Source organism: Flavobacterium sp., from assembly GCF_965284515.1.
In the GTDB taxonomy this organism is placed as follows: domain Bacteria; phylum Bacteroidota; class Bacteroidia; order Flavobacteriales; family Flavobacteriaceae; genus Flavobacterium.
Genome location: NZ_OZ260089.1, coordinates 1,951,131 through 1,973,016, shown reverse-complemented (window position 1 = coordinate 1,973,016; position 21,886 = coordinate 1,951,131). Strand labels below are relative to the sequence as shown.

Sequence of the window (21,886 nt, the reverse complement as noted above, 5' to 3'; positions counted from 1 at the left end):
TTATTATCGATATGTATGAATTTGATTATTTTTTTTTAGTTTTTATAATCTTTAAAAGATTTAATAATGATATCATTATCAGATGTTTGGTTGATTTTTATTTTTCCAATTCCTTCCAGTAGAGCAAATTGAATAGTTCCAAATTCATTTTTTTTATCAAATATCAATAAATCAATTATTTTTTGAATATCTGAATTATTAAATTCTATTTTTTCATAAAGTGAATTTATTAGTTCTTTTATTTCTAAATATTCACTTTCTGAAATAAGATTTTTTTCTTTTGAAATGTAACTTTCTAAAATCATTCCAATTGCAATTGCTTCACCATGAAGTAATGATTCTTTGTTTTCATTTTCTAAAAAATAACTTTCAATAGCGTGGCCTAAAGTATGACCAAAATTCAAAGATTTTCGAATTCCGTTTTCAGTTAAATCTTGTGAAACAATAGTATTTTTAATTTGAATTGATTTATAAATTAATTCATTCAAATCATCTGTATTTAAGTTAGTTAGATTCTTAAATTTATTCCAATACTCTTTATCGAATATTAACCCATGTTTTAGCATTTCAGCCAAACCTGAGCGCATTTCTCTTGATGATAAAGTAGTTAGAAAATGAGGGTCTACTAAAACTGCTTTTGGTTCTCTTATTATTCCGATTTGGTTTTTCAAATTACCTAAATCAACACCATTTTTACCTCCAATGGAAGCGTCAACCATTGCTAAAAGTGTGGTTGGAACATTAATAAAATCAATTCCTCTTTTAAAAGTACAAGCAGCAAATCCCCCTATATCAGTAATTACTCCACCTCCAAGATTAATTAGAATACTTTTTCTATCTCCTTCTAACTCTGTTAAGCTATTCCAAATACCCAAACAAGTCTCAATATTTTTATGTAATTCACCTGCTTCTAATTCAATAATTTCGATGGTTATTTCTGTAGATAAATTTGCTAAAAAATGAGGTAAACATTGATTTGAAGTATTCTCATCAACAATTATAAATATTTTTGAATAGAATTGTGGTTTAAGAGTTTCTGCTAGAAATTCATAACCAGTATTTTCAAATACTATTTTGTAATTGTTTGCTTGAATAGTTTGCATTGCTTTTTGTTTTCAATTTCTTGCAAAATAAGGTATTTTTTATTTAAAAATAGAGTAGACTGCAGTATATTTGCATAACAATTTAGCCTAAATCTCATGGATAAAATTTTTAACAATACTGAAGTAGCCTTTTCTCTTAAAAGTGATACAGAACTAGAAAGAGCTTATTTTTTATTTAAATTAATTGAAAGTCAGCCTCTTGTAAAAATTGGTACTGCAGTTACTAACTTTGCATTAAAAGCACATTTACCAGTAGAAGGATTAATTCGTTCTACAGTTTTTGATCACTTTTGCGGTGGTGTAAATGAACATGACTGTCTTTCTGTAGTAGATAAAATGTATACCAAAGGAGTTTCTTCTGTGTTAGATTATTCTGTTGAAGGAAAAGAAGAAGAAGCTCAATTCGATGCTGCTTTAGAAATGATTTTAAAAACTGTTGATTTTGCAAAAGAGCGAATGGCAATTCCATTTGCAGTTTTTAAACCTACAGGATTTGGAAGAATTGCTTTATATGAAAAAGTAGGATCTGGAGCAGAGTTGAATGAAAAAGAAAAAGAAGAATGGAATAGAGTAGTTGCTCGTTTTGATAAAGTATGTAAAATTGCGCATAATAAAGATGTTGCATTGTTAATTGATGCTGAAGAAAGCTGGATGCAAGATGCTGCAGATGATTTAGTTGAAGAAATGATGCGTAAATATAACAAGCAAAGAGCTATAGTGTTTAATACACTGCAAATGTATCGTTGGGATAGATTAGACTACTTGAAAAACCTTCATGACAGAGCTAATGAAGATGGATTTTTCATTGGTATGAAAATTGTTCGTGGGGCCTATATGGAAAAAGAAAATGCTAGAGCAGAAGATAAAGGTTATAAATCGCCAATTTGTATTAATAAAGAAGCTACAGATAAAAATTATGATGCTGCAATTGATTATATGATTGATAATATTGATAAAATGTACATTTTTGCAGGAACGCATAATGAAAATAGTTCATACAGATTAATGCAGCTATGTAATGAGAAAGGAATAAATAAAAATGACAACAGAATCTTCTTTGGACAACTATATGGAATGAGTGATAATATAAGTTATAATCTAGCGGAACAAGGTTATAATGTGGCAAAATACCTTCCATTTGGACCAGTAAGAGATGTTATGCCGTATTTAATTCGTAGGGCAGAGGAAAACACATCTGTAGCGGGACAAACAAGTCGTGAGCTTGATTTGATTAAAAAAGAACGAAGTAGGCGAAAGTTATAAAAAAAATCCCTCTCCAGAGGGATTTTTTTATGTATTATGATCATTTTTAAAATAAAAAAATCCTATATAAATATAGGATTTTTTGAATTGGGAGTGGGCGATGAGGGGTTCGAACCCCCGACCCCCTCGGTGTAAACGAGGTGCTCTGAACCAGCTGAGCTAATCGCCCCAATAAATTGCTTTACTATTAGCGTATTGCGAATGCAAATATACACTCATTATTTATATTTACAAGTGTTTTTAAATAAAAAATTACTTTTTTTCAATTGTTTCTAAGGTAGCCTTAGTTGTACTATTTGCGACTGTTAAGATAATTGCTTCATTATGAGAAGTTTTGCCTTCAATTATGTAAATTTTACCATTCTTTGAAGGGATTTTACTTTTGGAAAAATCGATTTCACCGTATTTCATACTGGCTTTTATATCTTCTAGAGTTACCCAACCTTCATTTAAAGTTTGTTTTGCAGTTTCAGAATAATGGAATGATTTACTTCTCATGTCCTTAAGAGTTCTGCAATTTGGTAAGTAACAAAACTCAACACCTTTTGCATCGGCCTTAGCTCCAAGAAAATAGATAACAAAAAAAACGCCTAACATTAATCCGAAAAGGTAATAGGCAAATCTAAACTTGAATTTCATTTTTTAAAATTTTATGCAAATTTAGCTTTTTATTAATCTAAGGCTAATTTTTTTTTTAAAAAACTAATAAATTTATATCTCTATGCTCAATATTAAACCAATCTCCAATAGCCTTATTTGTTAAAAGACCGTGATAGAAATAAATTCCGTTTTTTAAACCTCGGTTGCAACGAATTGCACTTTCAATACCTCCATCTTCTGCAATATGTAATAAAAAAGGTGAAATAATATTACTAATCGACATTGATGCTGTTTTAGAGTATCTAGAAGGAATATTAGGAACACAATAGTGAATTACACCATTTTTTATAAAAGTTGGTTTTTCATGGGTTGTAATTTCTGAAGATTCAAAACACCCTCCAGTGTCGATACTTACATCGACTATTACGGCACCTTTCTTCATGTTTTCTACCATGGTTTCAGAAACAACGATTGGTGTTCTGTTTTTTCCACGCATTGCACCAATTGCAACATCGCAACGACGTAATGCTTTTAAAAGACTTTTTTCTTGAATAGTTGAAGTGAAAATTCTTTGATTTAAAGTGTTTTGGAGTCTTCTTAATTTAGTAATGGAATTGTCAAAGACTTTTACATTAGCACCTAGCCCTATTGCTGTTCTAGCGGCATATTCAGCCACTGTGCCAGCTCCTAAAATAACTACTTCTGTAGGTGGTACTCCTGTAATATTTCCAAATAACAATCCTTTACCTATATTTTGATTAATCATTAATTCAGCTGCTATATGAATTGAAGCAATTCCTGCAATTTCAGATAATGATTTTACTGCTGGATAAGAACCATCTTCATCTTTTATAAATTCGAATGCTAAAGCTGTAATTCTTTTTAGTGCTAATGCTTCAAAATAAGCTTTTTTTTGTGTTTTTAATTGAATTGCTGATATAACAATTGTTTGCGGATTCATCATGTCAATTTCAACTAAAGTAGGAGGTTCTACTTTTAAAATCATTGGGCAACCAAAAACTTTATTTGTGTCGTTTGTAACTTCAGCACCTGCTTCACTGTAATCTTTGTCTGAATAACTAGAACTTTCTCCAGCACCAGCTTCAATCATAACTCGATGTCCATGAAAAACCAACGAGCTTACTGCATCTGGGGTTAAACATATACGTCTTTCTTGATAAGAAGTTTCCTTAGGAATTCCAATAAATAATTCACTTTTATGTCTTGCAATTTCTAATTTTTCTTCCTGTGGAAGCAGTTGCATTTTTGAAAAAGGACTGTATGTTGACATAGTTTTTTTAGTTATGTTTAGCCAAATTAGGAAATATTCTTACAATTTCCAAGCGGATAAATATTAAGTGTTTAATAATCAAAACTTTAGTTTACTAATCTGAGTTCTCTTTCTCCTTTATCTGTAATTTTCATATGAATTGAGGCGTGATCAATCGGAATTAAATTAGGTGTTTTTTCAGGCCATTCAATAAAGCACCAATTTCCAGAATAAAAATATTCATCTATTCCCATATCATATGCTTCTTCTTCGCTATTTAATCGATATAAATCAAAATGATAAACAGTTTCTCCATTTGAAGTTTCATATTCATTTACTAATGAAAATGTTGGACTACTTGAATTGTCTTCCACTCCCAATTGTTTCACAATTTCTTTAATAAAAGTTGTTTTTCCAACACCCATTTCTGCGTGAAATGTAATTACTTTTTTTAAACCAGGGGTATTTAGCAATTGTTTTACAACGCTTTGTATTTCATTTAAAGAGAATGTTACTTCCATTTGTTTTTATTTTGGTTCTAAAACTAAAAAAGGAACAATCATTTCTTCTAAAGAAATTCCTCCGTGTTGATAGGTATTTCTATAATAACTAACGTAATGATTGTAATTATTTACGTAGGCTAAGAAATAATCGTTTTTTGCAAAAATAAAAGAACTACTCATATTTAAAGCAGGTAAGCCAATTTTTTTTGGGTCTTTTACTGCATAAACATCTTTGTTTTCATAAGTAAGACTTCTACCAGTTTTATAACGTAAATTTAAACTTGTGTTTTTATCTCCGATTACTTTGGATGGATTTTTACAATTAATCGTTCCATGATCGGTAGTTAAAATCAACTTGAAACCCATTTTTTGAGCTTGTTGGATCATGTCTAACAATGGTGAATTTTTAAACCAACTTACGGTTAAAGAACGATATGCTTTATCATCTGAGGCTAACTCTTTTACAACTTCCATTTCTGTTTTTGCATGAGAAAGCATGTCAACAAAATTATATACAATTGTTGTTAAATCGTTATCTTTTAACCCTTTGAAATTATCTGCTAGCTTTTTACCGTCTCTAAAGTTCGTAATTTTATAATACTCTTGTTTAATATCTAATCCTAAACGTTTTAATTGTTCCGTAAGAAATTCACCTTCATATAAATTTTTACCTCCATCATCTGTATCATTTTTCCAATATTGAGGGAATTTTTTCTCCATTTCTAATGGTGTTAAGCCAGAGAAAATTGCATTTCGAGCATATTGAGTAGCTGTAGGAAGCATAGCATAATAACTAGTTTCTTTCTCTAGTTTGTAATGATTGTTAACAATACTTTCAAAAGCTTTCCATTGATCGTATCGAAGATTATCTATGACAATAAATAAAATAGGCCTATCTTTTTTACGTATTTCAGGCGCAACTAGATCTCCAAATAATTTATGAGAGAGTACAGGTTTATGCTCATTTTCATCAAACCAATCTTCATAGTTTTTTTCAATAAATTTTCCAAATTGATTGTTAGCTTCAATTTTCTGACTTTCTAATATTTCAACCATACTCTGGTCTTCAATATTTTCAAGTTCCATTTCCCAATAAATTAATCTTTTGTATAAATCAGCCCAATCTTCAAAAGAATTTACCATAGCCATATCCATAGCTATTTTACGAAACTCTTTTTGATAATCTAACGTTGTTTTTTCAGATACCAAACGAGAATGATCTAAATTTTTCTTTAAACTTAAAAGTATCTGGTTAGGATTAACAGGCTTAATTAAGTAATCAGCTATTTTAGAACCAATAGCCTCTTCCATAATATATTCTTCTTCACTTTTTGTAATCATAATTACAGGAACTGAAGATTTTTTTTCTTTTAATTCGGACAATGTTTCTAAACCGCTTAATCCGGGCATATTTTCATCTAAAAAAACAACATCGTAATTGTTTTCTTCAAACAATTCAATAGCGTCTTGTCCGTTATTACAGGTTGTAACGTCGTAATTTTTCTTTTCAAGAAATAATATATGTGGTTTTAATAAGTCAATTTCATCATCAACCCATAGTATTTTTATTTTATTCATTTTGTACTAATTTGTCTGCAAGTTAATACATCTTCAACGATGAATGTATTAAAATTAGTATAAAATTTTAGATAAATTTAAAAAAATGAATATTTGATACTTCACAAGAAATCTGTTAAATTTAATTACATTTGTTATTCAAAAATTAAACTTGTGAGCCAAACCAATAAACTCAAAATTTTTAACGATCCTATATATGGTTTTATAACCATTCCTAATACTTTAATTTACGATTTAATACAGCATCCTTATTTTCAGCGTTTGCGAAGGATTTCTCAAATGGGAATGACCTATTTGGTTTATCCAGGAGCTCATCATACCCGTTTTCATCATGCTATTGGTTGTATGCATATTATGCAAAAAGCTGTTCAAACATTAAGATTTAAAGGTATAGTAATTAGCGAAAATGAAGAAAATGCGCTTTATGTTGCTATTTTATTGCATGACATTGGTCACGGTCCTTATAGTCATGCAATGGAGAAAAGTATTGTCGAAGAAGTGCATCATGAAGAATTATCGTTATTATTCATGAAAGAGTTGAATGTTGAATTTAATGGACAACTTGATCTAGCAATTCAAGTGTTTAAAGGGGAGTATCATAGAAAATTTATGTTACAATTGATATCAAGTCAATTGGATATGGATAGGATGGATTATTTAAGAAGGGATAGTTTTTATAGCGGAGTAGCAGAGGGGAATATAAATAGTGAGCGATTGATTCAAATGATGAATGTGCAAGATGATTGTTTAGTCATAGAAGAAAAAGGAATTTATTCGGTCGAAAAGTTTTTAGTGGCAAGAAGATTAATGTATTGGCAAGCATACTTGCATAAAACTGGAGTCGTAGCTGAATTAATTTTAACTAAAATTTTAAAAAGAGCAAAAGAATTATCACAAAAAGGGAATATTTTAAATTGCAGTAAGTCTTTAAATTTCTTTTTAAATAATAAAATTTCTTTAGATGATTTCAACAAATCAATACTTGAAAAATTTGCATTATTAGATGATTACGATATAATGGGAGCAATAAAAGAATGGCAATTTCATGATGATTTTGTATTAGGATCTTTGTGTAAAATGATATTGAATAGAGATCTACTAAAGATTCAAATGGTTAATGATAAACCTAATAAAGAGAGCTTGTTAGGTTATAAAAATAAATACATGAAGTTACACAATCTATCTGAAAAAGAGGTAGAATATTTTGTGTTTAAGGGAAAGATTAAAAACCAAGCTTACAGCAAAGTTGATGAGCCAATTAGAATACTAAAAAAAGACAAAACTGTTGAAGATGTAGTTGAGGCATCAGACCAATTAAATTTAAAAGCATTGTCTAAACCTGTTACTAAATATTTTATATGTTTTCCAAAAGTAGTTATGGAAGCCTAAGTATTTAATTAAATTTTATATTTTTGTCAGGATGAAATTTACAGCAGAACAGATAGCAGGTATATTAGAAGGTGAAGTAGTAGGTAATCCTAATGCTGAAGTCTTTAAATTAGCTAAAATAGAAGAAGGCTTAGAAGGCTCTCTTACTTTTTTGGCAAATCAAAAATATATCAATTACATATATTCGACAAAAGCAACTATAACTATTGTTAATAATACTTTTGTTCCAGAACAAGAAATCAATACAACTTTAATTAAAGTTGATGATGCATATAAAGCTTTTTCAAAGTTGCTAGAATACTATAATCAGGTAAAGTTAATGAAATCAGGAATTGAACAGCCTTCAATGATTTCAGACAATGTTACTTATGGTGAAGACTTATATCTAGGTAGTTTTTGTTATATTGGTAAAAATGTAAAAATTGGAAACAATGTAAAAATTTACCCAAATAGTTTTATTGGAGACAATGTAACTATAGGTAATGATTGTATCTTTTTTGCGGGTGTACGAATTTATTCAGAAACTGAAATAGGAAACAATTGTACAATTCATTCAGGAACCATAATAGGGTCTGACGGTTTTGGATTTGCACCATTAGAAGATGGAACTTTTAAAAAAATACCACAGATAGGTAATGTAATTATAGGTAATGATGTTGAAATTGGAGCAAATACTACAGTTGATAGAGCAACTTTAGGCTCAACCTTTATTAGAAATGGAGTTAAGCTAGACAATCATATTCAAGTAGCGCATAATGTTGATATAGATGAAAATACTGTAATTGCTGCTCAAACAGGAATAGCAGGCTCAACTAAAATAGGAAAAAATTGTATGATTGGTGGGCAAGTTGGAATTGCAGGTCATTTAATTATAGGTAACGGAGTTAAAATACAAGCCCAATCAGGTATTGGTAAAAACTTAACAGACAATGAAGTAGTTCAAGGTTCTCCAGCATTTGGATATGGAGATTTTGCAAAATCATATGTACATTTTAAAAATTTACCTAATATAGTTTCAGAAATTAACGAAATAAAAAAAAACAAATAAATTCTTATGGTTAAGCAAACAACCATCGCAAACGAAATAACTCTTACAGGAGTAGGATTACACACAGGACAAAATGTTACAATGACATTTAAGCCCGCACCAGTTAATAATGGATTTACATTTATTAGAATTGATTTAGAAGGTCAGCCAATAATTGAAGCCGATGCTAACTATGTAGTTAACACTCAACGTGGGACTAATCTTGAAAAGAAAGGTGTAATGATTCAAACACCTGAACATGTATTAGCAGCTTTAGTTGGTTGTGATTTAGACAATGTAATAATTGAATTAAATGCTTCAGAACTTCCTATTATGGATGGCTCTTCAAAATATTTTGTTGAAGCTATCGAGAAAGTAGGATTAAAGGAACAAGAAGCCGAAAGAAAAGTATATGTAGTTAAAGATGTAATTACTTATACTGATGAATCAACTGGTAGTGAAATTACTGTTATACCTAGTGATCATTATTGTGTTACAGCAATGGTAGATTTTGGAACTAAAGTTTTAGCAACTCAAAATGCTACTATGAAAGGTATAGGTGAGTTTAAAAATGAAATTGCAAATTGTAGAACATTTAGCTTTTTACACGAGCTAGAAAGTTTACTAAATAATGGATTAATTAAAGGTGGAGATTTAAACAACGCTATAGTTTATGTAGATAAGGAAATATCTACAGAGACTATGGAAAACCTTAAAAAAGCATTTAATAAAGAATCAATTTCTGTAAAAGAAAACGGTATTTTAGACAACCTTACACTACATTACCCAAATGAAGCTGCTCGTCATAAGTTATTAGACATTGTTGGAGATTTATCTTTAATTGGATGTAGAATTCAAGGTAAAATTATTGCTAATAAACCAGGTCATTTTGTAAACACTCAGTTTGCAAAGAAGATGTCTAAAATTATTAAACTAGAAGAACGAAATAATGTTCCTTCTTATGATATAAACAAAGAAGCAGTATTAGATATTCATGGAATTATGGATTTATTACCGCATAGACCTCCATTTTTATTAGTAGATAAAATTCTTGAGCTTTCAGACACACATGTAGTTGGGCTAAAAAATGTTACCATGAATGAAGATTTCTTTGTTGGTCATTTTCCTGGAGCTCCGGTTATGCCAGGTGTTCTTCAAGTTGAAGCTATGGCTCAAACTGGAGGAATATTAATTTTAAGTACTGTTCCAGATCCTGAAAATTATTTAACTTATTTCATGAAGATTGATAATGTTAAATTTAAAAACAAAGTTTTACCAGGTGATACGCTATTCTTTAAATGTGATTTAATTTCACCAATTAGAAGAGGAATATGTCATATGCAAGCATATGCCTATGCTAATGGAAAATTAGTTTCTGAAGCCGAATTAATGGCTCAAATTGTTAAAGTAAAATAAAAATATATGAATCAACCATTAGCATACGTACATCCTGGAGCAAAAATTGCTCGTAATGTAGTTATTGATCCATTTACTACGATACACAATAACGTTGAAATAGGAGAGGGAACATGGATAGGCTCTAATGTAACTATCATGGAAGGGGCAAGAATTGGTAAAAATTGTAATATTTTTCCAGGAGCTGTAATTGCTGCAGTCCCTCAAGATTTGAAATTTGGAGGAGAAGATTCATTGGCTATTATTGGAGATAACACAACCGTTAGAGAATGTGTTACGATTAATAGAGGAACTTCTGCATCTGGGAAAACAGTAATTGGACAAAATTGCTTAATTATGGCAACTGCTCATATCGCTCACGATTGTCATATCGGAGATAATGCTATTATTGTTAATGGAGTTGCTTTAGCTGGACATGTAACTGTAGGGAATTTTGCAATTATAGGGGGGTTAGCGGCGGTGCATCAATTTATTAGTATTGGCGACCATGCTATGATTTCCGGAGGCTCTTTAGTTCGTAAAGACGTTCCACCTTTTACAAAAGCTGCAAAAGAACCACTTTCATATGTAGGTATTAATTCTGTCGGATTAAGAAGAAGAGGTTTTACAACTGAAAAAATTAGGGAAGTTCAAGATATATATAGAATTTTATATCAAAAAAATTACAATACCTCACAAGCGGTTAGTATAATAGAAGCTGAAATGGAAGCAACTAATGAGAGAGATGAAATCTTAGATTTCATTAAAAACTCATCAAGAGGAATTATGAAAGGTTATTCTGGAATAGGTTAATCTAATAAATAATATAATAAATAAAAACAAATATAATGGCAAGTACTTCAGATATTAGAAACGGATTGTGCATCAAATACAATCATGACATATATAAAATTATTGAATTTTTACACGTAAAACCAGGAAAAGGTCCTGCTTTTGTTCGAACAAAATTAAAATCAGTAAGTAATGGAAAAGTTTTAGACAATACTTTTTCAGCTGGACATAAAATAGATGTTGTTCGTGTAGAAACACAAACATATCAGTTTTTATATGCTGAAGGTGAAACATTTCATTTTATGAATGTTGATAATTATGAACAAATTACTTTACAAAGAAGTGCATTAGATGCTCCAGATTTATTAAAAGAAGGCACAAATGTAATGTTACAAATTAATACAGAAACAGACTTACCTTTATCTGTAGATATGCCTGCATCTGTAATTCTTGAAGTTACTTATACTGAACCGGGTATTAAAGGAAATACTGCAACAAATGCAACAAAACCAGCCACTGTTGAAACTGGAGCAAGTGTAAATGTTCCTTTATTTATAAATGAAGGGGATAAAATAAAAATTGATACTGCTTCCGGTAATTACATGGAGCGTGTTAAAGAATAGTTTTTTAATAACTATTTTTAATTATTATATATGAAATTCTCTTCAAAACAAACACTTAAAGAAATCGCCAATTTAATTAATGCTAATTATATTGGTGATGATGACTTCCCAGTTGAAGGCATGAATGAAATTCATGTTGTTACTCCTGGAGATATTGTTTTTGTTGATCATCCAAAATATTATGATAAAGCTCTACAATCTGCAGCTACCATTATTTTAATTAATAAAGAAGTAGATTGCCCAAAAGGTAAAGCTTTACTTATTTCTGATGATCCATTTAGAGATTTCAATACACTTACTAAGTATTTTAGACCTTTTCAACCTTCAAATGTTGCGATTTCTTCAACATCTAAAGTAGGAGAGGGAACAATAATTCAGCCTAATTGTTTTATTGGAAACAGTGTAATTATAGGTAATAATTGTATAATTCATCCAAATGTTACTATTTATGATAATACAATAATTGGTAATAATGTAGTAATTCAATCGGGTACAATTCTAGGTGCTGATGCATTTTATTATAAAAAGCGCCCAGAAGGTTTTGACCAACTTTTATCGAACGGAAGAGTTGTAATTGAAGATAATGTAGGAATAGGAGCTTTATGTACTGTTGATAGAGGAGTAACAGGAGATACTACAATTGGTGAAGGTACAAAAATTGACAATCAAGTGCATGTTGGCCACGATACAATAATTGGAAAAAAATGTTTAATTGCTGCGCAAACAGGAATAGCTGGATGTGTTATTATTGAAGATGAAGTTACCATTTGGGGACAAGTAGGAACCACAAGTGGAATTACAATTGGAGAAAAAGCAGTTATATTAGGGCAAACTGGAGTTACAAAATCGATAGAAGGTGGAAAGACTTATTTTGGAACACCTATTGAAGAATCTAGAGAAAAGTTAAAACAGTTAGTTAATATTAAAAGAATTCCTGAAATTCTAGATAAACTAAAGTAATATGACAAATAAAGAATTGCTAAGGAATTTTTATCTTTCAGATGGCATTAGAAACGTTAATGTATTAGATGAAATTTTACATGATGATGTTATCCTTCACTGGGATAGTTCAGAAGGCAAGTTAATTTTAGAAAAAGAAGGAATTTTAAACTTAGCCAAAGAGTTATGTCAAAATTATACAAAATCAATAATTGAAATTACTCATATTCTTGGCGAAGGCAACTTAGTTGCTTTGAGATATAATCATAAAGTTGCTGCTATTGAAAATCCATCTGAATTAATGGATATTGCTACAATTATTGTTATTTGGGAATTTTTAGGAAATAAATTAATAAAAGGACATCAAATTAGTCAACCAGCATAAAATAAAAAGAAAAAAGGTATCGTTTTTTTCTCAAAAAACTTACTTTTGCATCACAATTAAAAATATAATTATAATAATCATATCATGAGTGTTTTAGTAAATAAAGATTCAAAAATAATTGTTCAAGGATTTACAGGTAGTGAAGGAACTTTCCACGCTACTCAAATGATTGAATACGGAACAAATGTAGTAGGTGGAGTTACTCCAGGTAAAGGTGGTCAAACTCATTTAGACTTACCTGTTTTTAATACTGTAAAAGATGCAGTTGACCAAGCAGGTGCTGACACTTCAATCTTGTTTGTACCGCCAGCTTTTGCTGCTGATGCAATTATGGAAGCTGCTGATGCAGGAATTAAAGTTATTATTTGTATCACAGAGGGAATCCCAGTTGCTGATATGATTAAAGCTTACGCTTATGTACAAGATAGAGATTGTCGTTTAGTAGGTCCTAACTGTCCAGGTGTAATTACTCCAGGTGAAGCTAAAGTTGGTATTATGCCAGGTTTCGTTTTCAAAAAAGGTACAGTAGGTATTGTTTCTAAATCAGGTACATTAACTTATGAAGCTGCTGACCAAGTTGCAAAACAAGGTTTAGGAGTTACTACAGCTATCGGAATTGGTGGTGACCCAATTATTGGAACTACAACTAAAGAAGCTGTTGAATTATTAATGAACGATCCAGAAACTGAAATCATAGTAATGATTGGTGAAATTGGTGGTCAATTAGAAGCTGATGCTGCTAAATGGGTAAAGGCTGATGGAAACAGAAAACCTGTTGTTGGATTTATTGCAGGTGAAACTGCTCCAGCAGGTCGTACAATGGGTCACGCAGGTGCTATTGTTGGTGGTTCTGATGATACAGCTGAAGCTAAAAAGAGAATCATGAGAGAGAACGGAATTCACGTTGTAGATTCTCCAGCTGAAATAGGTTTAAAAGTAAAAGAAGTTTTAGGATAATCTAAAAACTATTAAATATAAAAAAAGGCGAAACATTTGTTTCGCCTTTTTTGTATAAACTAACTACTCTTCATTTAATAATCCCTGCTTTTTTAATGCTTTCTTCTTATTCTTTTTAAGTTTTTTAAGAAAATCATCAATTGAAACATTCAACTTTGTAACAATTACTATCCTATCATTTTTTTGAGCAGAAACTTTATCATCATAAAAAGTAGAAAGGCTTAATGTTGTTCCATATTTCAATTTATATTGGCCACCAATAGAATAACGCATTCTATTCCATTTTAAATAAGGCTGACTATTCATTTTTAAAAATATTTCAGAAGCAATAAAAACAGAAGTTTTTGTATTAGGAATATCATAATCTAAACTAATTTCTTCTCTCAGCATTTGTACAGGTTCTTTGTAATAATTCATAAAGTCTGGGTCAAAGCTATTTGTTGAATATTGATACTTTGAAGTTACTGCGGCTTTAAATTCGTCCCACTTTTTATTGTATTTAATTCCAATAAAGAATCTATGATTATCTTCTTCAAAAGAAGTAGTGAATCTATATCCGCCTAAAACATTTAATTTTTTAGTAAAATTATATTTTAAACTTATTTCTCCAGCACTTGATCTAAATTTATGAAAATCATTTTGTAATGAATACCTATATTCACCAGAAATTTTTAATTTCTTAGTTATTTTATAATCTACAGAAGTCATAAACCTTCCTTGCGTGTCAGTATAACTTTGACTATAAGATTCAATTGCAAAGAAAACTAGAAAATAGCTCAATAATTTTTTATTAATCATCACTATCTTTTGAAGTTGGAATTAAATTTAAACTTTCTTTAGAAAAATAATAGGCTTTAATAAGTGCTACGTCTTTTAAATAATCAATTGAGATAACTTCAACATTATGAATATTTAAACCTGTTCTAATTTTTAAATCTTCAAGTAATAATAATTTATTGTCGGGCTTAATTAATTCTACATTATCGTAAACGATATCTTTAGAATTTTCATTTTTCAAGAAATCTAATCGTTCTAAACAAAAAGTTAATATAAGAATTACTGCATTACAAGCAATTAACAAATAGTATCCATCATCTACAGAAGCTAATGAATTAATCATTCCAAGTGCCACACAACCAAAGAAATACCCCATATCTTTAATAGAAATAGCAATTGTTCTATATCTAATAATTGAAAACATTGCAAATAACCCAAATGCAAATCCAATTTTTATTTTTACAGCTCCAAGTAAACTACAAATCATGAAATTTACAACGTTGAATAAAACAAAATTAAAAATAAAATCTTTGTTTTTATGTTTTGGATAATAGATTAACCCAACCAATATAATGATTGATATAAAATCAATAATTGCTCTATTTGAAAATGCAGCAATATTAAATGCTGATGTAACTACTTCTTCGTTTTCCATTAGGTTAAATTATTTATTCTTTTGATTATAGGTAAAAAATTATTTTTTTTGATTTCGGGCATTAAGGATGCTACACCATATATATACTTACTTATACTTTGTTGCCTAATTGTATTTTCTTTAAAGTAAGTAGTTATTGGAGAGGCAATTGATGTTTTAGATTGTTTAACTTCTACAATAGCTACATTATCTAATTTAATTTCTTGATCACCGTCTTGAAAATGTAAATTCAAATCAATCGTAACACGTTCCGTAAAATTTTTATTTACTAATGTAATTCTACTAAAATTGTTTTTTAGAATTAACTTAATATCAGATATTTCTTTACGAATGTAACTTTGAATTACTTGCTTTCTATCTGCATTAATTTCAGAAATAATATTAGGTAAACGCTCTCTAAATTTATTGGTTCTACTTACTTTTTCTTTTTTCTTAATTTCAAAAAAACAAAGATTAGACTCTACATATCTTCTGCTTCTTACTTTAATTCTTTTAGCATATCCGTTATGATGATCTCTAAAAAACAATAGATTTGGGGTGTCAAAATAATTGTTTTCATAGGTAAAAACTCTCATTCCGTCTATTTCAAGCACGTTATAGTTATCTACTAAGCAAGGAAGAATATTATTTAAACCTTCTTCTGTTAAAGTATACTTACTATCAACTCTATTAAGCAATGAAACAGAATCTAATTCACTTAAAGAAACTGATTTTATTGAAATTAAGTTTTTTTTGAAATTTTTAAACATATTTTTAAAATGTAATTATTAAATCATCCATTGTAACAGAAGATTTTTTTGAAGAAATTTCTACTGTTTGCAAAACATAGACCTGGTCCCAACTACAAGAATCACAATCACCAAAAACCCAAATGTCATAGGTTCCTTTTTGTAAATATTCGAACCTAAAAGTCCCATCATATGAAGTATCTATATCATCAAATGGAGTTGAACTACCATGTACACCAATATAAACTTTTGCTCCACCAAGGTAATTTTCACTAACTAATACTCCGTTTGAGTTATAATCTTTACCGTATACTTTTCCAGTAATTGTAGCTAAACCTCCGTAACCTTCATCTTTTGAACACGAAAAGAATAAAGATGTAATTGCAATAATAATTAATAATTTATGTTTCATTTTAATTAGTTTTTAATGATTTTTATGTTAGTATTTGAGTTGATAACCACTAAATACATTCCGTTTGAATAACTTGAGAAATCTAAGTTCAATAAATTTGTGTTTTCATATTTATTAGTATACAAAAGCTGACCTTGTAAATTATATACTTCCACTTTTTCAATATTAAATTGACTGTTTTCAATAGTTAAATTTCCAGAAGTAGGGTTAGGGTATGTTGTTAATGATTGATTAAAAACTTCACTTGATATAGATAAAGATTCATTGTTAGCATTGAATGTTGGAGCTTGAATAACAAAACTTCCTGTTCCGTTTGGAATTCTTGCATAACCCATATTTGCAGTCTGAGCACCAAATGTTACAGTGTCTACAATTGTACCATCTGAATAAGAAAGTACGCAACTTTCTCCAGCGGCAGAGAATTTAAAGTCAGCATGTATTCCTTCTTGATTTAAATCTTGGTCTGCCCAAACGATTAAATAACTATTTGGTGCAATAGTAAGTCCTGATGGGAATTGCCATTTTAATAGATTTGTTGGATCGTCAGTGGCATATAAATAATCTAAACTTATAGTACTTGAAGTATTGTTATATAACTCAAACCAATCACTATAATCTCCATGTGGATCTGTTACCGTAGAAGTGTTTTGTGCCATTAATTCATTCACAACAATTTCTCCAGGTAAAATTTTAGGATAAGTTGCGGTTAAAGAATAATATTCATGTTCAGCACGTTCAGGTGAAAACTTACCAATAGTTGTATTTTCACCATAAATATAATATTGAGTAGTTATACTAGTAATTGTAATAGCATTTCCATATACATTATCTCCAGCAGCGCCATCATTATGAGCACCATCGTCATATAATGTAATCTTATTGAATGGTAATAAAGCATCTGTTCTATACCCTAAATAAACCGAACTTCCTGTTACATTTGTAACTGTTGCATTAATATTTATAACATCACCTATGGTTGGTAATGTGTTAGAAGGAGTAATATTTGCAATAGTTGGTTGTGTTGCTGTAAAGTCACTTAAAGCGCTAAGGTACGTAACACGTCCTGGCATTAAATTACTCAATCCTGGAGCAGTATTCATTCCTAAATTAACATCAGTAGTCATATTACTAGTAAACTGAGCATTTGTATAAAATTTATTAGGATCTGCAGTTACTGATGCACTAATTAATGTTTGAAATGCTTGAGCAGTTGCATAGTAACTATTATTAGAGAAATTTTCTGTTAATATTGTTTTATAATGTGCTAAATATTTTTTCTTATATGAAGGAATAGCAAGTATTTTTTGTACTAAGGGCCAACTAGATTCTGTTGAATGTAAAGTGTGAGATAATTGTCTTTTTGAAGTAGTATTATTTAATGGAGCACCACTACCAGTCATTCCGAATGTTCCAAAACACATGTTAAAATCCCATTTTATTGGGCTAAAACGGCCATTATCATCTTTATATATATAGTAATTTTGTTTAAACTGGCCAATGTAGCTATCTAAGTTTACCATAACATTATCTAGAGCTAACATCCATATAGCTCTATCAACATCTAAAATGGTTTCAATATTTGTAATGTCGTTACTTAGTGTATTAGTTAACGTTATCAAATCGTCCCAACCTAAATCTGATTTCATTTCATATGCTGATTCATAACTAGTACTGCTTGTTCCTAAATAAGCAAGGTTAGGTAAGTTTGTTGTTGTTGGTCCAGCACCCGCTGGTGGACTACAATTAAAAAAGGCATTTGTTTTTGAGCCAAAATGATTATCTACAAATTTTTTAGAAATAGACTCTACATTGGTATAAAGACCTATTAATGTTCCATTTACATATAAATTAGCATAATTAGATAATGGAGCATGCATATATTTACGAGTAATATTATAAGCAACAGTTTCTCTTACAAAAGTTGGATCAAAAATTACATTGTTTAATTTAATATCTGTATAACCTTGATAATCCTGATCTTGATAAGTATCGAGTTCAATATGAAAAGGGTTTTTGTTATAACTTGCATTATAAGAACTATTACCTTTAAATTTTACACCAACATTTGTTAATATAGTACCATTAATTGTTATAGATGTAGCTTGTGTATAGGCATCTGATGCTTCTGCGGCATCTAAAATTGCATCCCAATTACTTTGGGCAAATACAATTCTAATGTCTTGAATAGTATTTTCATCATAAAAAGATTGGCCAAATGATAAATATGAACAAAGTAATAGAAGTAAAGTATTTTTTTTCATCATGATATTTTTAAGTCTTATACCATTTAGACGAAATTTTAATTTAATTCTTGCACAGATAATTAATATTATAGTAATTTTATCTTTACATTTTAATTAAATAGCTGATATTCAGTTGTTAAAGTGAATTAAGTAGTTTTAAATAAATTGTATTAGAATAGAAAAGAGGTTTGTTTCAATTGAAACAAACCTCTATAGCAATAAAATCTACTAAAACCTACTTGCTAATAATTACTTTATGTGTTTTTACATCTTTTCCGGAGATATTTTAATTTAATTCTGGAGTAAATAAATATTTTTTATTTTCTTGGTTTATCATTTTTGTTATTTCGCATTCCAGGTGGTGGTCCATTTGGCCTTTTTTCTGAAAACGCACCTTTTAAACATCTACCAATATAAGGGTAACTCATTGTTGCAAAATAAACATAATTACCATTTAACATTGTTCCGTTACATTCATCTAAATCTCCTGAACCTTCTATATATTCCCAATCAGAAACAAATATTCCATTTGGATCAGTGTTTTCTATATTTTTGGTAGTTGATTGTTTAGGATTAGAATAGGTGCAAAATTCACCTGTTCTTGGATTTTTAGACAATCTAAAACTTGGTTTATAGTTTTCTGATTTTGAATAATAAATTGGAAACCCATCATTTGCATATCCTATTAAAATTAAATCTTCTCCATTATCTAGCTGAACAATTAACTCTAAAGGAATTCCATGATAATGATAAGCACCAGTTGGCTGCACATGAGCATTATTAAAGTCTAAACCTAAATTGAATTCGTCTTGTTTTGCTTCTATCCTATAAGTTTCTCCTGTTTCACATTCAAAACGTTCTGCGGTTTCTGGTTCAAATTTAATTCCATTTACAGCAACACCAAATTCTCTTGCCCATTTAGCATGCCCAGTTAGAACAGGGTTTAATGGAAAAGTATAAGTAAGTTTTTGTTCTGAGATTGTATTTGGATTTCCTTCATTTGGAAACGAACCTGTTTTATGATTAGGTAAACTATTGGTTATTAAAATTCTTTTTTCATTTGAAATAGTCATAGAAGTCTTTGTTCCAAAATCTGAATTATTAATAGTGTAAGCTTTAGTAAAATCTATAGCATTTATGTCTTGATTAGTATTTAGTTCTTTTTGAGATTTACATCCAACAAAAACTGTTCCTATAAAAAGTAGGTTAAAAAAAATTGATTTCGTTTTCATTTATTATTAAGTGTTTTGATGTCAGCCAATTCAATTAGCTAGACGATATTTTAATTTAACTCTTGCTCAAAAGCATTTTTTTTATTCAAATATCAAAAGAGTAAAGTATTTACCTTTTAGGCGGCCCTTTTCTTTCTGGTTTTGGCGCTTTTTTTAGTTCTTCTTTAGTTATGAAACCGTCTTTATTAGTATCAATTTTAGAGAAGTCGTCTTTTAGTGGACCTTTTACTTCTTTTTTGGATAATTTAGCATCCTTATTACTATCCATTTGCGTAAACAATTCATCTACTGTTGGCACTTTTCGTTCTTCTCTTTTTTCTTGCGCACAAGAACTAAATGAGATAATAAACAAACCGAATAATAAAGCAATTTGTTTCATACTATATTGTTTTTGAGTTATATAATATTAGACGACGATAATTTTTATTTCTTGTACAGAAAATTAATATTTTAAGTAACTTTAGTTTTTCATTCACAATAAAACATTGATAATAAGTTCGTAAAGTCAATTAAATAGCTTGAAAAAAATTGTACTAGAATAAAAAAGAGGTTCGTTTCAGTATAAAAACAAACCTCTTTTAAAATAATAAAATCTAATTTAAAATTGTATTATATGAGAAACTAATAAACTTATTTATCATTTTTGTGATTTATAGGAGGAGGAGCAAAAATGCTAGATAATTCTAAAATTAATCTGTTGTAATTTTCAAGTTGTTCAGGTTTACATATTTTTTTGATGTCTAAAAAATGATTATAATGCGCTTGCTCAACTTCAGATTTGTATGTGTTTAATATGCTTAAAATAGAGTCTTTTTTAGATTTATTTTCTTGTGAAGCTAACTCTAAATACAATTTGTTTTTAGTTTCATTAATTTTTTGATCTAAGTCATTAATTTGACTACTATGTTTATCAATTAACTTTTTATATTCTATAATTTGTTGTTCATCAAAATCTAGTATATCAATTACAATTTCACTAGGTCTTTGTTTTGGTCTCTCATTTGGTCTTGGACCTTTAAAGAATAAGAATGATAGCGTAATAATGTTTATAATAAACAAAACTATTACTGCAAAAGTTAATAATTTATTTTTTGTCATCTTGTTAATATAATTGATTATTGACTCTATTTACTAATGAAGTAACATTGTCATTATTCTGATTTTCAGTACTGCTTTTTTGTATTAAATAGGTAGTATTTAAAGAAATAAGCACTACAACTGATGCTGCAACTAACCACTTAACGTAGGTTTCAACAGGTTTTTGGTCGTTTATTTTGGATTGTATTTTAGAAAATAGTTGGTCATTTGGAGTTACTTGAGTAATTCCATTTGTACTATTTAATATATTTTCAATCCATTTATCTTTTTCCATTGTAATTGAATTTATTCTTCTACTATTTTAGACGAAAAAAATTATTTATTCTTGCGATATTCTTCAAATTTATTTGATAATTTTTCTTTTAGCTCCTTTTTTGCTCTAAAAACTAAAGATTCTACAGCTGAAATACTTATTTCCATAATTTCAGAAACTTCGGGATTACTTAATCCATCTACTTTTGAAAGTATAAAAGCTGTTTTTTGATTTTCTGGTAAAGTATTAATTACTAAAAATAATAATTTAGCGTCTTCTTGCTGCTCTAAAAGTATTCCAGGATGTTCAAAATTTGAAATATTGGTCAATTCAAATTCATTCTGACTCTTTTTTCCAAAGATAAAAAATCTTTTTTTACTGTTTTTCTTTTTTATAAAATCTAAGGATTGATTAATTGTGATACGATATAACCATGTTTTAAGTGATGAATTTTCTTTAAAATCTGATAAAGATTCGTGTACTTTTAAAAAAACATCTTGAGTAATTTCTTCAGCATCTTCAACGCTTTGAACATAATTAAGTGCAACGTTATACACCAAAGATTGATGTTCGTTGTAAACCGAGTTAAAATTACGTTTAATTTGCGTCATTAATTATTTCATTGTCATTTAGACTATGGTTAAAAGAAAAGGTTTAATCCAAA

Annotated in this window: 24 protein-coding genes and 1 tRNA gene; 9 read left to right on the top strand and 16 right to left on the bottom strand. The window is 29.2% G+C overall.

What is annotated here, in order from left to right; genetic code table 11:
- Positions 1–35: 35 nt before the first annotated feature.
- Complete coding sequence (aroB, locus tag ACQ65T_RS09085) at positions 36–1,103, bottom strand: 3-dehydroquinate synthase (RefSeq protein ID WP_430400761.1); 1,068 nt, start codon at positions 1,101–1,103, stop codon at positions 36–38.
- Positions 1,104–1,199: 96 nt separating this feature from the next.
- On the opposite strand from aroB, the gene ACQ65T_RS09080 reads away from it, so the two are divergent.
- Positions 1,200–2,366, top strand: coding sequence for a proline dehydrogenase family protein (locus tag ACQ65T_RS09080; protein WP_430400760.1), 1,167 nt, complete (start codon positions 1,200–1,202; stop codon positions 2,364–2,366).
- 94 nt (positions 2,367–2,460) lie between these two features.
- Here the strand turns inward: ACQ65T_RS09080 and ACQ65T_RS09075 are convergent.
- The 5 genes from ACQ65T_RS09075 to ACQ65T_RS09055 all read right to left on the bottom strand — a co-directional run bounded on the left by ACQ65T_RS09075 (position 2,461) and on the right by ACQ65T_RS09055 (position 6,317).
- Positions 2,461–2,535: transfer RNA gene (locus ACQ65T_RS09075), tRNA-Val, on the bottom strand.
- Positions 2,536–2,618: 83 nt separating this feature from the next.
- Positions 2,619–3,005, bottom strand: coding sequence for a DUF4258 domain-containing protein (locus ACQ65T_RS09070; RefSeq protein WP_430400759.1), 387 nt, complete (start codon positions 3,003–3,005; stop codon positions 2,619–2,621).
- A gap of 55 nt (positions 3,006–3,060) precedes the next feature.
- The gene (locus ACQ65T_RS09065) at positions 3,061–4,257 is read right to left on the bottom strand and encodes an alanine dehydrogenase (protein WP_430400758.1); all 1,197 of its coding nucleotides are present in this window, start codon (positions 4,255–4,257) and stop codon (positions 3,061–3,063) included.
- Between the two features lie 86 nt (positions 4,258–4,343).
- Complete coding sequence (tsaE, locus tag ACQ65T_RS09060; protein WP_430400757.1) at positions 4,344–4,757, bottom strand: tRNA (adenosine(37)-N6)-threonylcarbamoyltransferase complex ATPase subunit type 1 TsaE; 414 nt, start codon at positions 4,755–4,757, stop codon at positions 4,344–4,346.
- A 6-nt stretch (positions 4,758–4,763) separates the two neighbouring features.
- Positions 4,764–6,317, bottom strand: a complete 1,554-nt coding sequence (locus ACQ65T_RS09055) for a PglZ domain-containing protein (RefSeq protein ID WP_430400756.1) — start codon at positions 6,315–6,317, stop codon at positions 4,764–4,766.
- A gap of 153 nt (positions 6,318–6,470) precedes the next feature.
- Here ACQ65T_RS09055 and ACQ65T_RS09050 point away from each other — a divergent pair, with 153 nt between their 5' ends.
- The 8 genes from ACQ65T_RS09050 to sucD all read left to right on the top strand — a co-directional run bounded on the left by ACQ65T_RS09050 (position 6,471) and on the right by sucD (position 13,824).
- A complete protein-coding gene (locus ACQ65T_RS09050) occupies positions 6,471–7,706 on the top strand; it encodes an HD domain-containing protein (RefSeq protein WP_430400755.1) in 1,236 nt (411 codons plus the stop codon).
- A gap of 31 nt (positions 7,707–7,737) precedes the next feature.
- Positions 7,738–8,754, top strand: coding sequence for a UDP-3-O-(3-hydroxymyristoyl)glucosamine N-acyltransferase (lpxD, locus tag ACQ65T_RS09045; RefSeq protein ID WP_430400754.1), 1,017 nt, complete (start codon positions 7,738–7,740; stop codon positions 8,752–8,754).
- Between the two features lie 6 nt (positions 8,755–8,760).
- The gene (locus ACQ65T_RS09040; protein ID WP_430400753.1) at positions 8,761–10,149 is read left to right on the top strand and encodes a bifunctional UDP-3-O-[3-hydroxymyristoyl] N-acetylglucosamine deacetylase/3-hydroxyacyl-ACP dehydratase; all 1,389 of its coding nucleotides are present in this window, start codon (positions 8,761–8,763) and stop codon (positions 10,147–10,149) included.
- A 6-nt stretch (positions 10,150–10,155) separates the two neighbouring features.
- A complete protein-coding gene (gene lpxA / locus ACQ65T_RS09035; RefSeq protein WP_430400752.1) occupies positions 10,156–10,941 on the top strand; it encodes an acyl-ACP--UDP-N-acetylglucosamine O-acyltransferase in 786 nt (261 codons plus the stop codon).
- A 35-nt stretch (positions 10,942–10,976) separates the two neighbouring features.
- On the top strand, positions 10,977–11,543 hold the full coding sequence (gene efp, locus ACQ65T_RS09030) for an elongation factor P (protein ID WP_430400751.1): 567 nt from the start codon (positions 10,977–10,979) through the stop codon (positions 11,541–11,543).
- Between the two features lie 30 nt (positions 11,544–11,573).
- Positions 11,574–12,503 (top strand): UDP-3-O-(3-hydroxymyristoyl)glucosamine N-acyltransferase, encoded by a 930-nt coding sequence (locus tag ACQ65T_RS09025; RefSeq protein ID WP_430400750.1) that lies wholly within the window; start codon positions 11,574–11,576, stop codon positions 12,501–12,503.
- A 1-nt stretch (position 12,504) separates the two neighbouring features.
- Entirely contained in the window at positions 12,505–12,867 is a 363-nt protein-coding gene (locus tag ACQ65T_RS09020; protein ID WP_430400749.1) for a nuclear transport factor 2 family protein, read from the top strand.
- 84 nt (positions 12,868–12,951) lie between these two features.
- A complete protein-coding gene (gene sucD, locus ACQ65T_RS09015) occupies positions 12,952–13,824 on the top strand; it encodes a succinate--CoA ligase subunit alpha (protein WP_430400748.1) in 873 nt (290 codons plus the stop codon).
- A 63-nt stretch (positions 13,825–13,887) separates the two neighbouring features.
- On the opposite strand, the gene ACQ65T_RS09010 is transcribed toward sucD, so the two are convergent.
- From ACQ65T_RS09010 to ACQ65T_RS08965, 10 genes are all read right to left on the bottom strand, one after another.
- On the bottom strand, positions 13,888–14,622 hold the full coding sequence (locus ACQ65T_RS09010; RefSeq protein ID WP_430400747.1) for a DUF2490 domain-containing protein: 735 nt from the start codon (positions 14,620–14,622) through the stop codon (positions 13,888–13,890).
- Positions 14,615–15,256: a DUF4956 domain-containing protein gene (locus ACQ65T_RS09005; protein WP_430400746.1), complete on the bottom strand. Its 642-nt coding sequence runs from the start codon at positions 15,254–15,256 to the stop codon at positions 14,615–14,617. Before ACQ65T_RS09005 ends, ACQ65T_RS09010 begins: the two co-directional genes overlap by 8 nt.
- The gene (locus ACQ65T_RS09000) at positions 15,256–16,005 is read right to left on the bottom strand and encodes a polyphosphate polymerase domain-containing protein (protein ID WP_430400745.1); all 750 of its coding nucleotides are present in this window, start codon (positions 16,003–16,005) and stop codon (positions 15,256–15,258) included. Before ACQ65T_RS09000 ends, ACQ65T_RS09005 begins: the two co-directional genes overlap by 1 nt.
- 4 nt (positions 16,006–16,009) lie before the next feature.
- Positions 16,010–16,396, bottom strand: coding sequence for a hypothetical protein (locus ACQ65T_RS08995; RefSeq protein ID WP_430400744.1), 387 nt, complete (start codon positions 16,394–16,396; stop codon positions 16,010–16,012).
- 5 nt (positions 16,397–16,401) lie between these two features.
- A complete protein-coding gene (locus tag ACQ65T_RS08990; protein ID WP_430400743.1) occupies positions 16,402–18,657 on the bottom strand; it encodes a CotH kinase family protein in 2,256 nt (751 codons plus the stop codon).
- A 299-nt stretch (positions 18,658–18,956) separates the two neighbouring features.
- A complete protein-coding gene (locus ACQ65T_RS08985; RefSeq protein WP_430400742.1) occupies positions 18,957–19,871 on the bottom strand; it encodes a YHYH protein in 915 nt (304 codons plus the stop codon).
- A 109-nt stretch (positions 19,872–19,980) separates the two neighbouring features.
- On the bottom strand, positions 19,981–20,250 hold the full coding sequence (locus tag ACQ65T_RS08980; RefSeq protein WP_153200308.1) for an EF-hand domain-containing protein: 270 nt from the start codon (positions 20,248–20,250) through the stop codon (positions 19,981–19,983).
- A gap of 251 nt (positions 20,251–20,501) precedes the next feature.
- Positions 20,502–20,969 carry a hypothetical protein gene (locus ACQ65T_RS08975; protein WP_430400741.1) on the bottom strand — a complete coding sequence of 156 codons (468 nt, stop codon included), beginning with the start codon at positions 20,967–20,969 and terminating at the stop codon, positions 20,502–20,504.
- A gap of 4 nt (positions 20,970–20,973) precedes the next feature.
- On the bottom strand, positions 20,974–21,243 hold the full coding sequence (locus ACQ65T_RS08970) for a hypothetical protein (RefSeq protein WP_430400740.1): 270 nt from the start codon (positions 21,241–21,243) through the stop codon (positions 20,974–20,976).
- A gap of 41 nt (positions 21,244–21,284) precedes the next feature.
- Positions 21,285–21,833, bottom strand: a complete 549-nt coding sequence (locus ACQ65T_RS08965; RefSeq protein WP_430400739.1) for an RNA polymerase sigma factor — start codon at positions 21,831–21,833, stop codon at positions 21,285–21,287.
- Between the last annotated feature and the right edge of the window lie 53 nt (positions 21,834–21,886).

Bases quoted from the DNA above. Each gene is read 5' to 3' on its own strand.
- aroB (WP_430400761.1), bottom strand. From the start codon at position 1,103: ATGCAAACTATTCAAGCAAACAATTACAAAATAGTATTTGAAAATACT.
- ACQ65T_RS09080 (WP_430400760.1), top strand. From the start codon at position 1,200: ATGGATAAAATTTTTAACAATACTGAAGTAGCCTTTTCTCTTAAAAGT.
- ACQ65T_RS09070 (WP_430400759.1), bottom strand. From the start codon at position 3,005: ATGAAATTCAAGTTTAGATTTGCCTATTACCTTTTCGGATTAATGTTA.
- ACQ65T_RS09065 (WP_430400758.1), bottom strand. From the start codon at position 4,257: ATGTCAACATACAGTCCTTTTTCAAAAATGCAACTGCTTCCACAGGAA.
- tsaE (WP_430400757.1), bottom strand. From the start codon at position 4,757: ATGGAAGTAACATTCTCTTTAAATGAAATACAAAGCGTTGTAAAACAA.
- ACQ65T_RS09055 (WP_430400756.1), bottom strand. From the start codon at position 6,317: ATGAATAAAATAAAAATACTATGGGTTGATGATGAAATTGACTTATTA.
- lpxD (WP_430400754.1), top strand. From the start codon at position 7,738: ATGAAATTTACAGCAGAACAGATAGCAGGTATATTAGAAGGTGAAGTA.
- ACQ65T_RS09040 (WP_430400753.1), top strand. From the start codon at position 8,761: ATGGTTAAGCAAACAACCATCGCAAACGAAATAACTCTTACAGGAGTA.
- lpxA (WP_430400752.1), top strand. From the start codon at position 10,156: ATGAATCAACCATTAGCATACGTACATCCTGGAGCAAAAATTGCTCGT.
- efp (WP_430400751.1), top strand. From the start codon at position 10,977: ATGGCAAGTACTTCAGATATTAGAAACGGATTGTGCATCAAATACAAT.
- ACQ65T_RS09025 (WP_430400750.1), top strand. From the start codon at position 11,574: ATGAAATTCTCTTCAAAACAAACACTTAAAGAAATCGCCAATTTAATT.
- ACQ65T_RS09020 (WP_430400749.1), top strand. From the start codon at position 12,505: ATGACAAATAAAGAATTGCTAAGGAATTTTTATCTTTCAGATGGCATT.
- sucD (WP_430400748.1), top strand. From the start codon at position 12,952: ATGAGTGTTTTAGTAAATAAAGATTCAAAAATAATTGTTCAAGGATTT.
- ACQ65T_RS09010 (WP_430400747.1), bottom strand. From the start codon at position 14,622: ATGATTAATAAAAAATTATTGAGCTATTTTCTAGTTTTCTTTGCAATT.
- ACQ65T_RS09005 (WP_430400746.1), bottom strand. From the start codon at position 15,256: ATGGAAAACGAAGAAGTAGTTACATCAGCATTTAATATTGCTGCATTT.
- ACQ65T_RS09000 (WP_430400745.1), bottom strand. From the start codon at position 16,005: ATGTTTAAAAATTTCAAAAAAAACTTAATTTCAATAAAATCAGTTTCT.
- ACQ65T_RS08995 (WP_430400744.1), bottom strand. From the start codon at position 16,396: ATGAAACATAAATTATTAATTATTATTGCAATTACATCTTTATTCTTT.
- ACQ65T_RS08990 (WP_430400743.1), bottom strand. From the start codon at position 18,657: ATGAAAAAAAATACTTTACTTCTATTACTTTGTTCATATTTATCATTT.
- ACQ65T_RS08985 (WP_430400742.1), bottom strand. From the start codon at position 19,871: ATGAAAACGAAATCAATTTTTTTTAACCTACTTTTTATAGGAACAGTT.
- ACQ65T_RS08980 (WP_153200308.1), bottom strand. From the start codon at position 20,250: ATGAAACAAATTGCTTTATTATTCGGTTTGTTTATTATCTCATTTAGT.
- ACQ65T_RS08975 (WP_430400741.1), bottom strand. From the start codon at position 20,969: ATGACAAAAAATAAATTATTAACTTTTGCAGTAATAGTTTTGTTTATT.
- ACQ65T_RS08970 (WP_430400740.1), bottom strand. From the start codon at position 21,243: ATGGAAAAAGATAAATGGATTGAAAATATATTAAATAGTACAAATGGA.
- ACQ65T_RS08965 (WP_430400739.1), bottom strand. From the start codon at position 21,833: ATGACGCAAATTAAACGTAATTTTAACTCGGTTTACAACGAACATCAA.